11 protein-coding genes are annotated in these 14727 nt (G+C 52.2%); 7 read left to right on the top strand and 4 right to left on the bottom strand.

The window, feature by feature from the left end; translation table 11 throughout:
* The first annotated feature begins 1 nt into the window (after position 1).
* Together GALF_RS01970 and GALF_RS01965 are read left to right on the top strand one after the other, a co-directional pair.
* Positions 2 to 406, top strand: a complete 405-nt coding sequence (locus tag GALF_RS01970; protein WP_013292373.1) for a hypothetical protein — start codon at positions 2 to 4, stop codon at positions 404 to 406.
* Complete coding sequence (locus GALF_RS01965; protein WP_013292372.1) at positions 403 to 900, top strand: hypothetical protein; 498 nt, start codon at positions 403 to 405, stop codon at positions 898 to 900. Before GALF_RS01970 ends, GALF_RS01965 begins: the two co-directional genes overlap by 4 nt.
* Here GALF_RS01965 and pabB read toward each other — a convergent pair whose 3' ends face one another.
* On the bottom strand, positions 901 to 2208 hold the full coding sequence (gene pabB / locus GALF_RS01960) for an aminodeoxychorismate synthase component I (RefSeq protein WP_013292371.1): 1308 nt from the start codon (positions 2206 to 2208) through the stop codon (positions 901 to 903).
* Positions 2209 to 2216: 8 nt separating this feature from the next.
* Positions 2217 to 3161 (bottom strand): patatin-like phospholipase family protein, encoded by a 945-nt coding sequence (locus GALF_RS01955; protein ID WP_013292370.1) that lies wholly within the window; start codon positions 3159 to 3161, stop codon positions 2217 to 2219.
* Positions 3162 to 3653: 492 nt separating this feature from the next.
* On the opposite strand from GALF_RS01955, the gene GALF_RS14755 reads away from it, so the two are divergent.
* From GALF_RS14755 to GALF_RS01930, 5 genes are all read left to right on the top strand, one after another.
* On the top strand, positions 3654 to 6158 hold the full coding sequence (locus tag GALF_RS14755) for a PAS domain-containing protein (protein ID WP_013292369.1): 2505 nt from the start codon (positions 3654 to 3656) through the stop codon (positions 6156 to 6158).
* Between the two features lie 709 nt (positions 6159 to 6867).
* Complete coding sequence (gene hsdR, locus GALF_RS01945) at positions 6868 to 9261, top strand: EcoAI/FtnUII family type I restriction enzme subunit R (RefSeq protein WP_013292368.1); 2394 nt, start codon at positions 6868 to 6870, stop codon at positions 9259 to 9261.
* Positions 9245 to 9682, top strand: coding sequence for a hypothetical protein (locus tag GALF_RS01940; RefSeq protein WP_013292367.1), 438 nt, complete (start codon positions 9245 to 9247; stop codon positions 9680 to 9682). The genes hsdR and GALF_RS01940 overlap by 17 nt, the downstream gene beginning before the upstream one ends.
* 2 nt (positions 9683 to 9684) lie before the next feature.
* Positions 9685 to 11160 carry a type I restriction-modification system subunit M gene (locus GALF_RS01935; protein WP_013292366.1) on the top strand — a complete coding sequence of 492 codons (1476 nt, stop codon included), beginning with the start codon at positions 9685 to 9687 and terminating at the stop codon, positions 11158 to 11160.
* Between the two features lie 101 nt (positions 11161 to 11261).
* Complete coding sequence (locus GALF_RS01930) at positions 11262 to 12905, top strand: restriction endonuclease subunit S (protein WP_223293719.1); 1644 nt, start codon at positions 11262 to 11264, stop codon at positions 12903 to 12905.
* A 48-nt stretch (positions 12906 to 12953) separates the two neighbouring features.
* Here GALF_RS01930 and GALF_RS01925 read toward each other — a convergent pair whose 3' ends face one another.
* Both GALF_RS01925 and GALF_RS01920 read right to left on the bottom strand, forming a co-directional pair.
* On the bottom strand, positions 12954 to 13715 hold the full coding sequence (locus tag GALF_RS01925; RefSeq protein WP_013292364.1) for a nucleotidyl transferase AbiEii/AbiGii toxin family protein: 762 nt from the start codon (positions 13713 to 13715) through the stop codon (positions 12954 to 12956).
* Positions 13712 to 14686, bottom strand: a complete 975-nt coding sequence (locus GALF_RS01920; RefSeq protein ID WP_013292363.1) for a winged helix-turn-helix domain-containing protein — start codon at positions 14684 to 14686, stop codon at positions 13712 to 13714. Before GALF_RS01920 ends, GALF_RS01925 begins: the two co-directional genes overlap by 4 nt.
* Between the last annotated feature and the right edge of the window lie 41 nt (positions 14687 to 14727).

The raw sequence follows: 14727 nt of genomic DNA, 5'->3' as shown, positions 1-14727 counted from the left end.
CATGCTGGAGAGACTCAAAGAATACAAAGAACTGATTGCGATCATTGCCTTTTTTCTCGGTGGTTTTTTCTGGCTGCAAAGTCAATATCCCAGCAAGAACGATGTGAAGGATGAGTTCAATTCCATCCGCTGCCAGCTGAATAGCTATATGAAGTTGACCCAACTGCAGATCCTGAACCAGGAGTTGGAGAAGCAGTTAAATGCCTTAAAACTACAACTTGCAAGCGTAAATCTGGCAGAGGCGGGCGGCAGCGCATCCGCGATCTCTCCTGCGATGAAGTTGGAGATCGACCAGATGAAATCTGACTTTTCGAGCGTAAGAAATCAGCTGGGACAAACCACTGGCGAAATGAAAAAAATTCGCGACACACTGGAACTCGGCAGCTGCGGCAAGGCGGGACTATGAACGCACTTTGGACGACACTCTTAATACTGTTATCAAACCTAGCATTCAGCGCACCGCTGAGCGAACTGATTGATAAAAACGTACAAAGCGCGACACACGCATACGAAATATCCTTACCGGTTGCCGCTGTGCTGCCGGATACGCCGCCTTCCCCTGCCAACTCCACTGTACAACTGTGGATTCATATCCGTAACAGCAAACAAATCGAACTGGCGCAAGACATTTTCCGGAAGCTGATACAAGCCAAATCACAACCTTGGCATATTGAGCAAAAGCCGATACAAAAAGTAGATGACGGACCTTTGAAAAGCCAGCTGCGCTATTTCAAAAGAGAAGACCGCTCACAAGCTAAAAAACTACTGGCGGCTTTGCAGAAGTCGATCCCGAAAATCGAACTTTGCGACCTATCAGGAAAATTCGATCAAATCGGATGGGTCAAACCGGGGCACTACGAATTGTGGCTATCTCCCGATCTGAGCCGGCTACAAAAGTAATCAGCCCGCAACGGTGCCCCCGTAGCATTTCAACAGCGCGAGCAGCGCGGCAGCCTTATCCAGCGTCTCCTGATACTCGGCATCGCATTGCGAGTCGGCTACCAAGCCGCCGCCCGCCCAGCAGCGTATCTGCCCGCCGCTATAGACCAGCGTGCGAATGACGATATTGGTGTCCATATTGCCGTCAAATCCGGCATAGCCGATCGCACCGCAGTAAATACCGCGAGATGCGGATTCGAGTTGTTCGATAATCTGCATTGCACGCACTTTAGGCGCACCGGTGATAGACCCACCGGGGAAACAGCCGCGCAACAAATCCAGCGCATCACGGCCGGGAGCCAGTTCACCCTGTACCGTGCTGACGAGATGATGCACATGGGCATAACTCTCCACATCGAACAATTTCGGCACCCGCACTGAACCTGCTATGCAATTTTTGCCAAGATCGTTGCGCAACAAATCAACGATCATCAAATTTTCGGCGCGATCCTTGGGATGGCAACTTAACTCGCAGGCCAGCTGCGCATCAATCAGCGGATCCGCATCGCGCGGACGCGTACCCTTGATCGGCCGTGTCTCAACAACGCCGTTACACACACTGACAAAACGCTCAGGTGAGGCGCACAGAATCTGAACCTCGGGAAAATTAAGATACGCCGAAAAGGGCGCCGGACTCAGTTCGCGCAGCTCGAGATAGGCGCACAGCGCATCCCCTGTTGCCGCAGCGGAAAAACATTGCGCCAGATTAACCTGATAACAATCCCCTGCCTGCAAATAGCCTTGCACAGTATCGAACGCCGCCGCATAAGCGGCTTTGGTGAAATTACTGGCTATCATGCCCTGCACGCTGAAGGGTTCGGATGGCAGACTGTGTAAGCGGCTCAGTCGCTGCAGCACATCTGCCAGCACTGCAGCGGTTTCGGAAAAACGCTGATGCGACATCAGACGCGCTGTTTTTTTCTGATGATCGAGTACCAGCGCCCAGTCATAAATACCGATGGACATGATAGCGTTGAGGTTGTCCGCCCCGCCTTGTGTCAGATCATAGCTCCAGTAGCCCAGCGCACCGCCGGCAAACGGCACGTCGGCGACCGGCGCCACGCTCGCACCCAGCTCACCGCGTATCAGTGCAAATGGATCTTCGCACGCTTCCTGCAACACTAGCGTATGGTGAGGTTGCGCAGTCAGAATATCAAAACGCGCCATGCCTGCGCTGTCGAGCCAGGCTGCCCACGGCAGATCAGCGATCGCCGCATAGTAGCTCGCGGCGTCTGACAGGTAGGGTAGCTCTTTGCTGTAAAAATTCACGGTAACAATTAAGAACGAGGAACGGCGAGGGGCGAAGAAGGATGTTGTTCAAGCGCCTTCTCAGCCGCAATTTTCTGCAACCACTCACGTATCATCGGCAAGGCGGCGGTTGCAGCCTCCTCCCCCGCCTTGATCAAATGCAGCTTACTGGCAGCATCGATTTCAGGCGTCATGCCGATTACCGGACGTATTACGACTTGAGCCGATGCCAGCTCCTGCGACAAAATGGACTGGCGCATGATGCGCAGGCTTTGCTTCAAAATATCGATGATATCGAGCAGCGCGGGACTGTCTTTGGGCTGCTGAGAAATATCCACCGCGATGATGAAGTCGGCGCCCATTTCACGTGCGATTGTGACTGGAACAGGCTTCTTCAAGTCTCCGTCGACATACTCTTCACCCTGAATAATCACGGGATAGAACACCCCGGGGATACTGCTAGAAGCCCGCACCGCCATCCCGGTATTGCCGCGGTTAAAGGCGACGGCGCGACCGCTGCTCAACTGGGTTGCAATAGCGACAAACGGCTTGTCGAGTTGCTCGATAGAGCGATTTTTCAACGCACGATTGATAAAATCCTGCAACTGCTCGCCCCGCACGTAACCGCGCCTTGAGAAATCAAAATCCTTGAGCTTTTCACGGTCCATCTCAAGCGCCAGTTTTTCCAGCGCCACGCCGTCATACCCGCCTGCATATAACGCGCCGACCACGCTGCCCGCGCTGGTTCCCAGTACCAGATCGACCTTGATATTATTAGCTTCAAGCACCTTGATAACGCCGATATGTGCAAAACCGCGATCGCCCCCGCTACCCAGCGCAAGTGCGACCACAGGCCGGTCAGATTGCAGCTGCGCAGAATAAACCGCCTGCGGTAAAACAACATTTTTGTATTGCAGCGGCGGCGTGGTGCAAGCGCTCACCGATAAAAGCAGCAGTATAAAAGCAATTTTCATGTCCGAACCATTTGCGGTATTTGAGTGATGGCGGCGATAAAATTCGCAAGCACGCGCTCAAGCACATCCGAATTCGCACTGCGATCCGCCTCTGCATGCCCCCTATTTAGAACAAGCCGCAAAAAAAATTCCATCATATTCAAAATTTTAAACTTTCATGCGTGAATTTAACAAACATTGCGACTGCATCGTGCCATTCTACTTCGCTTCGGTCGCTTTAAGTACCTGCGACAAAAAGTCCTCTTGCTGCATGCATGGCGTATCAATATCAGACTGACCGCAATTATAAACGAGTAAACCCGCAACTCTGCTCAGCCATCCGCTCAATCACAGAGGGTGCGTACTACCTGCAAGACCGTGCGGCACTGCCATGCTCTACAACACAGCTTCATTTCATCGCTCATGAAACTGGTTTTCCACCTGAAAAATATGTCATCATCTGCAACCGAAAGATGTATTGCCAAACGTGGACTTACTCAAACAAAACAACCCATGAAAATCGCCCCACTGCCAAAAGATGAGCAAGCGCGCATGGCTGCGCTGCTCGATTACGAAGTGCTGGATACAGAACTCGACAGCGCACTCGATTCAATGGTGCAACTGGCCTCGTATATCTGCCAGACGCCGATCGCGGCGATCAGTCTGATCGACGAACATCGCCAGTGGTTCAAGGCTAGCACCGGACTCGATGCGAAAGAAACCTCGCGTGATGTGGCATTCTGTGCCCACACCATTCTTGAGAACGAAACGATGATCATCGAGAATGCCCAGCTGGACGAACGATTCTTTGATAATCCGCTGGTCGTTTCTGCCCCTGAAATTCGGTTTTACGCAGGCGTTCCGCTCGCCGCACCCGAAGGCCAACACATTGGAACACTCTGTGTCATCGATCGTGTACCCCGCGTATTAAGTCCCGAGCAGATAAATGCCATCAAAATTCTGGCCAATAACATCATGGCCCACCTGAATCTGAATCTGTCGCACCGAATGTCACGCCAGCATGTCGACAGCTTAAACCTGAAAAATGCGCAACTGCAAACCAGTCAGAACTTGCTAACGAAATTGTCGCATCAACTACCGGGCATGCTTTTTCAGTTCCGCCTGTTCCCGGATGGAAACGTCAGCATGCCCTATGCCAGCGATGGGATCTTCGAGATATTTGAGTTACCCGCCGTTCAAATCAAGGAAGACGCCTCGCTACTTTTCACACGCGTTCACCCTGAAGATTACGAAATACTGATGGCCTCCATCCATGAGTCAGCCCGCACACAACAACCCTGGCGGCTTGAATACCGTGTCATGCTGCCCATGCGAGGTCTGCGCTGGCTGGAAGGGCAGTCCAGACCGGAAAAACTCTCCGATGGCAGCGTGATATGGCACGGCTACCTCTCCGATGTCACCGAGCGACATCAGGCAGCGGTCTCACTACACGAAGTCAGCGAGCGGCTCGCGCTTGCCACGCAGGCGGGCGGCGTCGGCGTATGGGACTGGGATGTCGTGAATAACGCGCTGACGTGGGACGATCAGATGTTTGCGCTGTACGGGCTGCACCGTGACCAGTTTGTAGGGGCTGCTGAGGCGTGGAGCTCGGCCATATTGCCCGAGGATACCGCCCAGGCCCAAGCCTGCATGCACAATGCGCTGGCCAACAAACAGCACTACGATACCGAATTCCGCGTGCGCTGGCCTGACGGGAGCATCCACAATATACGTGCGCTGGCCAGCGTCAAATTTGATTCGGCAGGAAAACCGCTGCGCATGACGGGCACCAACTGGGACATCACAGAGCTCAAGCAATCCCAGCAGGCCCTGCAACGCGCCAAAGAAGTTGCTGAAAGTCTCGCTCAATCCAAATCCGAATTTCTGGCCAATATGTCGCATGAAATCAGGACGCCGATGAACGCCGTCATCGGCCTGTCTGAACTGGCACTCGACAGCACAGATCCCGCAGAAAAACAAAGTCACTTGCAACAAATCAATGACTCCTCACGGTCATTGATGGGCATACTCAACGACATACTTGATCTGTCAAAAATAGAAGCACACCAGCTGTCAGTTGAAAAAATACAATTTAATCTCACTGAATTGCTCGATAGTATCCAGCGGATATTCACCCTATCCGCAGCGGGTTGCGACATTGAATTCAACGTCGTACGCGACGCTGACATTCACCAACTCCTGCTGGGCGACCCGCTCAGGCTGAGGCAAATACTGACCAACTTGCTGGGAAATGCGTTTAAATTCACCCAAAAAGGCCGCGTCACACTGAATGTATCGAAAATAGAAAATACTACTGATTCAACCACGCTGCGCTTTAGCGTGAAGGACAACGGTATCGGCATGTCGGATGGACAAGTCAGCACCCTGTTCCAGCCATTTTCTCAGGCAGACAGCTCCATCAGCCGACGCTTTGGCGGCACAGGGCTGGGTTTGACCATCAGTCGAAATCTGGCGCAACTGATGGGGGGTGACATCAAAGTTGAGAGTCAGGCAGGAGCAGGCAGCACCTTCAGCGTTGAGCTCACCTTCAGCAAAGTGCAGGTAAGCGACCCTCAGCGTCGTCAGTCTGACAAGGCGCCGCCGGAATTGCGCGAAATCGCACACGCACTGCGCGGTAAACACGTTTTGCTGACGGAAGATAACCGGATCAATCAACTGGTCGCCTCCAAAATGCTGGAAAAAATTGGTCTGCTCGTCGATATTGCCAATAACGGCGAAGAGGCGATACAACGCCTGCAGGAAAAGACCTACGACATTGTGCTGATGGACATTCAGATGCCGGTGATGGACGGACTGGAGGCCACGCGCCTGATTCGTCAGGATACGCGATTTATCAACCTGCCCATCGTCGCAATGAGTGCGGGCGTGACTTTAGACGAAAAGTCTGCCTGCGATAAAGCGGGGATGACCGGGTTCGTCGCCAAGCCGATCAACTCGAGCGAATTGATCAACAAACTGATCGAACTGTGTTTCCCCTATATTTCAGACGGGATTTGATTTCGCCCGCATTACGAACATCGGATGTATCTATCGTTGCTACGGCGTGGTTTTTTATTCCCCCTGCGGGCTCGCCACTTATTCTTGCGGGTGCCGCACACCATTTAGCAGTATCTGCCATCAATTTCAGATGATCCGCGAACCATTTGAATTCATCCTCGAATCAGTTGAGCTCGTCGGCGAACCATATGAAGTCATCGGCATGCTTACTCAGATGCTCGTGACACCGCACCCATTACCCAATCTAGTCTGCAGCACCCGTTAAACTGTTCGCAGATCCTGAAAATTTTCCTGCGGCTTGCGCCAAATCGACTGACGCGCACGCCAAACTGACTGCAAGTGATCCTTTTGGCGTCGCCACGTCTGCGGCAAGGAATATCCGGCTGCATAAATAACCGCATTGATAAACAATTCAGCCTCTCGCTAGGGAAGCGCTTATTTATTCGGTTTTGTCATTCCCGCGCAGGCGGGAATCCAGTTAAATCAAGGCACTGGATCTCCGCTTTCGCGGAGACGACGAATAATTCAGCCTCTCGCTAGATAATTCGGCCCCGGGAGACGATGATTGATCAGGTTTTGTCGTTGATGAAACAACTAGCGGGGAGTCCATATAAAAAGCTGACTTATCAATCAAGCCATTAATATGACGGGGAACTGACAAAAACTGGTAGCATCGGGCATAGTCGCTTGACCTGAATATTTTCGCCCTATGACTGACAATAAAAAACTCTCCGAACGCGACATCTGCACTAAATACATCACCCCCGCCGTTATTCAGGCGGGATGGGATTTGTTCACCCAGATTCGTGAGGAAGTCAGTTTCACCAAGGGGCGCATCATCGTGCGCGGCAAGTTGCATACACGGGGCGAACTCAAGCGCGCCGACTACATCCTTTACTACAAGTCCAACATCCCGCTGGCCGTCATCGAGGCGAAGGACAATAGTCACGGCGTCGGCTCTGGTATGCAGCAGGCGCTGAACTATGCCGAGACGCTGGCCGTGCCATTCGTGTTCAGTTCCAACGGTAATGGTTTTTTGTTTCACGACCGCACCGGAATGTCGGATCAAACCGAGCGCGAATTGCGTTTAGAAGAGTTCCCATCCCCTGCCGAGCTGTGGCAACGCTATTGCTTATGGAAGGGAATAGCGACCGAGCAGGCGCTCAAGACCGTAGAAATTCCGTATTACGATGATGGTACAAGCCGCGCACCGCGCTACTACCAGGTCAATGCCATCAACAACACCATTGAGGCGGTAGCCCGTGAGCAGCAACGCATCCTGCTGGTCATGGCGACTGGCACCGGCAAGACCTATACCGCGTTCCAGATTATCTGGCGACTGTGGAAATCCGGCACCAAGAAACGCATCCTGTTTCTGGCTGACCGCAACATTCTGGTCGATCAGACCAAAAACAACGACTTCAAACCGTTCGGCGCTGCGATGACCAAGATCACTAAACGCCAGATCGACAAGAGTTACGAGATTTACCTGTCCCTTTATCAGGCGGTCACCGGCAGCGAGGAAGATCAGAACATCTACAGGCAGTTCTCGCCGGATTTCTTCGACCTGATCGTGATCGATGAATGCCATCGCGGCAGTGCATCGGAAGATTCTGCCTGGCGCGTGATTCTCGACTATTTTTCATCCGCAACTCATATCGGTCTGACCGCCACGCCCAAAGAAACCAAGGACGTTTCCAGCATCAACTACTTCGGCGAACCGGTTTACAGCTACACGCTCAAGCAGGGCATTGAAGACGGATTTCTGGCGCCTTATAAAGTGGTGCGTATCGACATCGACAAGGATCTGCAAGGCTGGCGTCCGAGCAAAGGTCAGGCCGACAAGAACGGCCTGATGATTGAAGACCGGATTTATAACCAGATCGACATGGACCGCACGCTGGTGCTGGAAAAGCGCACCGAGCTGGTCGCCCGTAAAATCACCGAGTATCTGGCGGCGACCGACCCTTATGCCAAGACCATCGTGTTCTGTGATGACATCGACCACGCCGAGCGTATGCGTCAGGCGCTGGTCAATCTCAACCCTGAACGGGTGAAGGAAAGCCGTAAATACGTGATGCGCATTACCGGCGATGAGATCGAGGGCAAGGCCGAACTGGGCAACTTCATTAATCCGGAAGAGCGCTATCCGGTGATTGCGACCACCTCCAAGCTGATGACGACCGGCGTGGATGCGCAAACCTGCAAGCTGGTGGTGCTGGATCAGCACATCAAGTCGATGACCGAATTCAAGCAGATGATCGGTCGCGGCACCCGCATCAACGAGGACTACGACAAATACTGGTTCACCATCATGGATTTCAAGAAGGCGACCGAACTGTTCGCCGACGAGGCGTTCGATGGCCCGCCAATTGTGATTTATGAACCTGAACCTGATAAACCGCCCGCACCGCCCGATGAATTGCCTGTGGATGAACACGGCAATCCTTTGCCGCCCGACACTGACGGTGAAGAAGGGGGGGCGGACCTGCCAACATCAGATGATTTCGGTGGCGGATCAGGGCCGGGTACTGGTCGCGTTAAATATGTCATTGGTGATGTCTCAGTTTATGTCGTATCTGAACGCGTCCAATATTACGGCCCCGAAGGCAAACTGATAACCGAATCGCTCAAAGATTACACTCGCACTACCGTGCGCCGCGATTATGCCTCGCTGAAGGACTTCCTGTTGAGTTGGAACAAAGCCGACCGTAAGGCCGCGATTCTGAAAGAGCTGGAAGAACACGGCCTGCTTCTGGAACCGCTGGCGGATGAGGTCGGCAAGGATTTCGATGCATTCGATCTGATCTGTCACGTCGCTTTCGATCAGCCGCCGCTGACGCGCCGTGAACGCGCAGAGCAAGTAAAAAAGCGTAATTACTTTACTAAATACGGCGAGCAGGCACGCCGCGTTCTGGAAACCCTGCTGGAAAAATATGCCGATACCGGCATACAAAATATCGAAGACATCAAAATCCTCACGCTAGACCCGTTCAAAAATATGGGGACAGCCAGTGAGCTGGTGTCAGCCTTTGGCGGCAAGCCCGCCTATCTGGCAGCCTTACACGAATTGGAGCAACAGTTGTATGACACAGCCGCCTAAGCAAGTCCTGCATCCTGATAAGTTCAGTTTTTACATTGGCGATTATGGCGCCATCGGCTACAAGCTGGAAATGCACGACAACATTTTGCTGTATTCAAGCGCATCTTCAGATCGTATTTGCGGGAATGCCGAAAGTATTGAAGTCATTCCATCACCAATAAAGTGGCGCAACTTCATCGCCAAGCTGGAGGCGATAGGCGTATGGGACTGGGAAGATAATTATGAGAATCCCTGTGTTTGCGATGGTACACAGTGGGAGCTGAACATAGCCCTCGGCGACCGTCATGTACAGTCCAGTGGCAGCAACTATTATCCCGGCATCACGGATGATCCGACCTGTATCACCTTTCCCGATAGTTCGCCACAATTCGACGCTTTCCTTTTAGCTCTTAAAAATCTTACCGGCAAAAGAATCAACTAAATATGTCTATTTCCTCCACCATCAAATCCATTCAAGACATCATGCGCAAAGACGTCGGTGTTGATGGCGACGCGCAACGTTTAAGCCAGCTGGTTTGGATGCTGTTTTTAAAAATCTTTGATGACCGTGAAAGCGAGTGGGAGCTGTTGCAGGACAATTACCTGTCCCCGTTGCCGGAAGCCTATCGCTGGCGCAACTGGGCGGCCAACCCTGAGGGCATGACCGGTGAGGCGCTGAAACAGTTTCTGGATAACGAGATGTTTCCTGCCTTGCAGCAACTGGAAGCCCGTGGCGGCGATCAGCGTGCCTATGTGATTCGTTCGGTGTTCGAGGGCGCTTATAACTACATGAAGTCCGGTCAGCTGATCCGTCAGGTGGTCAACAAGATTCAGGAAGGCGTCGATTTCAACAAGGCGCAGGAACGTCATCTGTTCGGCGATATGTACGAGCAGTTGCTGCGCGACTTGCAGGCGGCGGGCAATGCGGGTGAGTTCTACACCCCGCGCGCCGTCACCGAATTCATGGTGCGCATGACCAACCCTCGCCTCGGTGAAAAGGTGATGGATCCTGCCTGCGGCACTGGCGGTTTTCTGTCCTGCTCGATTGAGCATATCCGCCGTCAGGATGTGAAAACGGTGGACGATGAAGCTGCATTGCAGGCCAGCATCTTCGGTATCGAGAAGAAGCCGATGCCGCATTTGCTGTGTACCACCAACATGATCCTGCACGGCATCGATGTGCCGAGCAATATCCGCCACGACAACACACTGGCACGCCCGCTGATCAGCTGGACGCCGAAAGAGCGTGTCGATGTGGTCGTCACCAATCCGCCGTTCGGTGGCATGGAAGAGGACGGCATCGAAACCAACTTCCCGGCAGCCTTTCGTACCCGTGAAACTGCCGACCTGTTTCTGGTACTGATCATGCAGTTGCTCAAAGCCGGTGGTCGTGCAGCCCTCGTTCTGCCGGATGGTTTTCTGTTCGGCGAAGGCATCAAGACCCGCATTAAGGAAAAGTTGCTGGAAGAGTGCAATTTGCACACCATTGTGCGTCTGCCCAATGGCGTGTTCGCCCCCTACACCGGTATCAAGACCAATCTGCTGTTCTTCAGCAAGGGTGCGCCGACGCAGCACATCTGGTTCTATGAGCATCCGTATCCGGCAGGTGTGAAGAGCTACAACAAAACCAAGCCGATGAAGATCGAGGAGTTTGATGTTGAGGCGGCATGGTGGGGCGTGGAATCTGATGGATTTTCCCATCGCGTCGAAAATGAGCAGGCATGGAAAGTCAGTCTGGATGACATCAAGGCGCGCAACTACAACCTCGATTGCAAGAACCCGCATGTCGGCGAGCAGGAAATTCACGATCCTGATGTGCTGCTGGCGCAATATGCTGCCATGCAGTCTGAAATTGCCGCCTTGCGTAACCAGTTGAAGACGATACTGGGAGAGGCGCTGAATCGCGAGGTGCAGGCATGAGTGCCATTCAGCAACTGTTGACCGACCATATCGATATCTGGACGGCAGCGGAAACTGAGAAGAGATCGGGGCGTGGTCGTGCGTCCGGTAATGCGGGCAGCGTGTACGGCATCAAGAAACTGCGCGAGCTGATTCTGGAGCTGGCGGTGCGCGGCAAGTTGGTGCCACAGGATGCTAACGACGAACCCGCCTGCGAGCTGCTCAAAGGCATACAGGCGAAAAAGGCGAAGCTGATTGCCGAAGGTAAGATTAAGAAAGATAAACCGCTGGCGGCGATAACTGAGGATGAAAAACCGTTTGAACTGCCGAAGGGGTGGGAATGGGTGCGGGTTGGGCAAGTTGGACATGATTGGGGGCAGAAAGAACCTGATTCCAATTTTACCTATATTGAAGTTTCAGCAATCGATAGTACGCGAGGTGTTGTTTCGTCTCCTGGATTGGTTGCGCCTGAAGATGCGCCTTCACGGGCAAGGAAAATAGTAAAGAAAGGTACTGTTATATATTCAACTGTACGGCCTTATCTTTTGAATATAGCCGTCATAGAGGAAGAATTTTCGCCCGAACCCATTGCAAGCACGGCCTTTGCAATCGTCCATCCTTTTTGCTTAATGCCGCCAAGGTATTTCCTTAGTTTTTTCCGTAGCCCTGTATTCGTTCGTTATGTAGAGTCGGTGCAAATGGGTATAGCTTACCCCGCAATCAATGATGGCCAGTTCTTTTCTGGGTTGATTCCATTACCTCCAATTGAAGAACAGCACCGCATTGTCGCGAAAGTCGATGAATTGATGGCGCTGTGTGACCAGCTGGAAAATCAGCACAGCAACGCCGCCGAAGCGCACGAAAAACTGGTGAGCCACCTGCTCGGCACGCTCACTCAGTCACAAAACGCAGAAGACTTCAGCGCTAACTGGCAGCGCATCGCTGCACATTTCGATACGCTGTTCGCGACAGATGCCAGCATCGATGCGCTCAAGCAAACCCTGCTGCAACTGGCGGTGATGGGCAAGCTCGTCCCGCAAAATGCGAACGACGAACCTGCCAGCGAACTGCTTAAACGCATACAGGCTGAAAAAGCCAAACTGATTTCTGAAGGGAAGATCAAGAAAGACAAGCCACTGACGCCTATTACGGACGTTGAAAAACCGTTTGAATTGCCACTGAGATGGGAATGGGTGCGACTAAGTGATATCGCTACGCAAATTACCGATGGCGCTCACCACACACCTGAATATATTTCTGACGGCGTGCCATTTCTGTCAGTGAAAAATTTGAGTTCAGGATGCCTTGATTTTACCGATACACGCTTTATTTCACCGGTTGCTCATGCTGATCTGACAAAGCGATGCAATCCGGAATTTGATGACATCCTGCTCACCAAGATTGGAACAACAGGCATTGCTGTGGTTATAGACGACCCGAGGCCATTCAGTATTTTCGTAAGCGTGGCTTTGATAAAGCTTCCAAAAATTCTCATTGATCGTGACTATTTGTCACTTGTCATCAACTCCCCGTTTGTTCGGCAACAGTCAGAAGATGGCACTGAGGGAGTAGGCAATAAAAACCTTGTATTACGGAAGATAAATACATTCGATATTCCTTTCGCTCCTCTTGCCGAGCAGCACCGAATCGTTGCGAAAGTGGATGAGCTGATGGCGCTGTGCGATCAGTTGAAATCCCGCATCACGGATGCCAGCCGATTGCAGCAGAAGCTGGCGGATGTGCTGGTCGAGCAGGCCGTGGCATAAGACAGTCATTATGTCGGTGAAAATCCCGACCTAGGAAATTGCCACCTTTCATTGTGTGAGTCCATACGCGACACTAATACGGTCAATAATCACGGCCAGATTCGTTTTTCCTAAACCTAACGTTTTCATATCCACGTTTTCTTGAACGATCAGTCCGAGAAATTGATTTAAGTCTTCTGCAACCCGGGCCGGTAAATCAATCCGCGTGCCTGGTGCAAGCACTTGGGAAAGGCGCAAGACATCATGCAGGTGTTTACGAACTTTCTGGGAATCGATGGTCTCCCCTTGTGCAACCCTTTTACTCATGTCGAGCCAGGCATTCGCCTTTAATGGAATCAGGCGATCCTCTCTTACCCAGGCAATACCGTCCGACACGTGTACGCCAGCCAGGATGAATTGGTAATAATCGTTATCCAGCAAAATTGCCGACAGGCTCGATACGGCTTCATCAATGGGAATGGGCGTCAGATGTGCATCGACAGACAAGAGCAGTCCGTCAGGAATTCGGGAAAACAACTCCAGCATCACCGGAAAACCTGGATTCGTTGGTTTTTGAAAACGATAAAACTGCGGTTTACCCCCGCTACGCTCGCGAATTTCATAGCCGCCATCTTGGATAAACTGCCAGAAGTGTTGACCGAACTCGGCATCCATCGCTTCAACTATCAACACCAGATCAATATCCTTGGTCGCTCTGAAATCCAGCCCCGCTTCCTCCATCACAAGGCTGGCAGCCACTCCACCGATCAACACATACCGATCCGTGTAATCATCGAAATGATGGCGAAATAAATCCAATCCTTTGATCATATCAACCCCTTTTCAAATTCATGCAGTGCTTGCTGCACTCGTTCATCACGCTCGTTGCGCAAGCTTAATATCAGTGAGAAAGGATCAACCGATCCGGCTATGGGGTTGATGTTCGGGTCGTAGCACCAAATCTGCCAAAGGCAAGCACCAGGTTCTGGGGATGGTAAAACGAGCAAGCCCAATTTCTGTGCGAGCTTCCATTGTTCGCGGCTAATGGCATAAACCGGATATGCGGGTTCAGCAAGCAAGGTGGTATCAGCCAGCGCGCTTTCACCAGCTACACGTGCTTGTTGTTGCACGGTGGAGTTCGGCATCGCCCAGACGGTTTGTTTCACCGGATCGCGCAACAACGGCAATGCCTTGGTCCAAACCGCATGAGCATTTTCCTCAAACCGCAACCGGCGTTCGCGCCCCACACGCACCACCGAAGCAAGTCCGGAGTTTTCTAATTCCTTCATCGCACGCGATAGGGTCATGCTGGTGTAACCCAGTCCGTTAGCCAATTCCGCCGGATGCACCTCGGCTTTCCACGGATTTAGTAACGCGCTGATCAGCAAAGCTTGCGTTGCGGGGCTTAATCCCTTGTCCGGGACTGCGCGGCGCTGGCGAAAATACTCGCGAAGATCGATGCCCAAATCGGGTAAGTAAAGTTGATTGCCCGGGACGATAAAGGGGATATGCTGACCAACTAGACGCTTGCGCTCGTATGAACTCAAGACAGGAGCCACATAAATAGCCACCTCTCCACTTGCTTTTCCCAGTGTATCTGCATCTTTGCGCACCTTTGCCGCGTTCGCGGCCTGATCGCGCGCCAACATCAACACATAGCGAGCGCCCAGCAATTCAATGCAGGCAAAATCATAAGCATCGTGCAGGAAATAAGGTAAAACTGATTTTTCTGCCCAAGGCTTGATCGCTACAGTCAGTCCCAGCGTTTCCTCCAAATAGCGTTCGATATTTTCGTGGCTCATAAAAAACTATCAGTAACGTAGTTTCGGCACGATAACAACAA

It is taken from the genome of Gallionella capsiferriformans ES-2 (assembly GCF_000145255.1).
GTDB classification, from domain to species: Bacteria; Pseudomonadota; Gammaproteobacteria; order Burkholderiales; family Gallionellaceae; genus Gallionella; species Gallionella capsiferriformans.
This window is presented reverse-complemented; position numbering and strand designations above follow the sequence as displayed.

Coding starts and splice junctions, on each gene's coding strand:
- GALF_RS01970 (WP_013292373.1), top strand. CDS start 2: ATGCTGGAGAGACTCAAAGAATACAAAGAACTGATTGCGATCATTGCC.
- GALF_RS01965 (WP_013292372.1), top strand. CDS start 403: ATGAACGCACTTTGGACGACACTCTTAATACTGTTATCAAACCTAGCA.
- GALF_RS01955 (WP_013292370.1), bottom strand. CDS start 3,161: ATGAAAATTGCTTTTATACTGCTGCTTTTATCGGTGAGCGCTTGCACC.
- GALF_RS14755 (WP_013292369.1), top strand. CDS start 3,654: ATGAAAATCGCCCCACTGCCAAAAGATGAGCAAGCGCGCATGGCTGCG.
- hsdR (WP_013292368.1), top strand. CDS start 6,868: ATGACTGACAATAAAAAACTCTCCGAACGCGACATCTGCACTAAATAC.
- GALF_RS01940 (WP_013292367.1), top strand. CDS start 9,245: ATGACACAGCCGCCTAAGCAAGTCCTGCATCCTGATAAGTTCAGTTTT.
- GALF_RS01935 (WP_013292366.1), top strand. CDS start 9,685: ATGTCTATTTCCTCCACCATCAAATCCATTCAAGACATCATGCGCAAA.
- GALF_RS01925 (WP_013292364.1), bottom strand. CDS start 13,715: ATGATCAAAGGATTGGATTTATTTCGCCATCATTTCGATGATTACACG.
- GALF_RS01920 (WP_013292363.1), bottom strand. CDS start 14,686: ATGAGCCACGAAAATATCGAACGCTATTTGGAGGAAACGCTGGGACTG.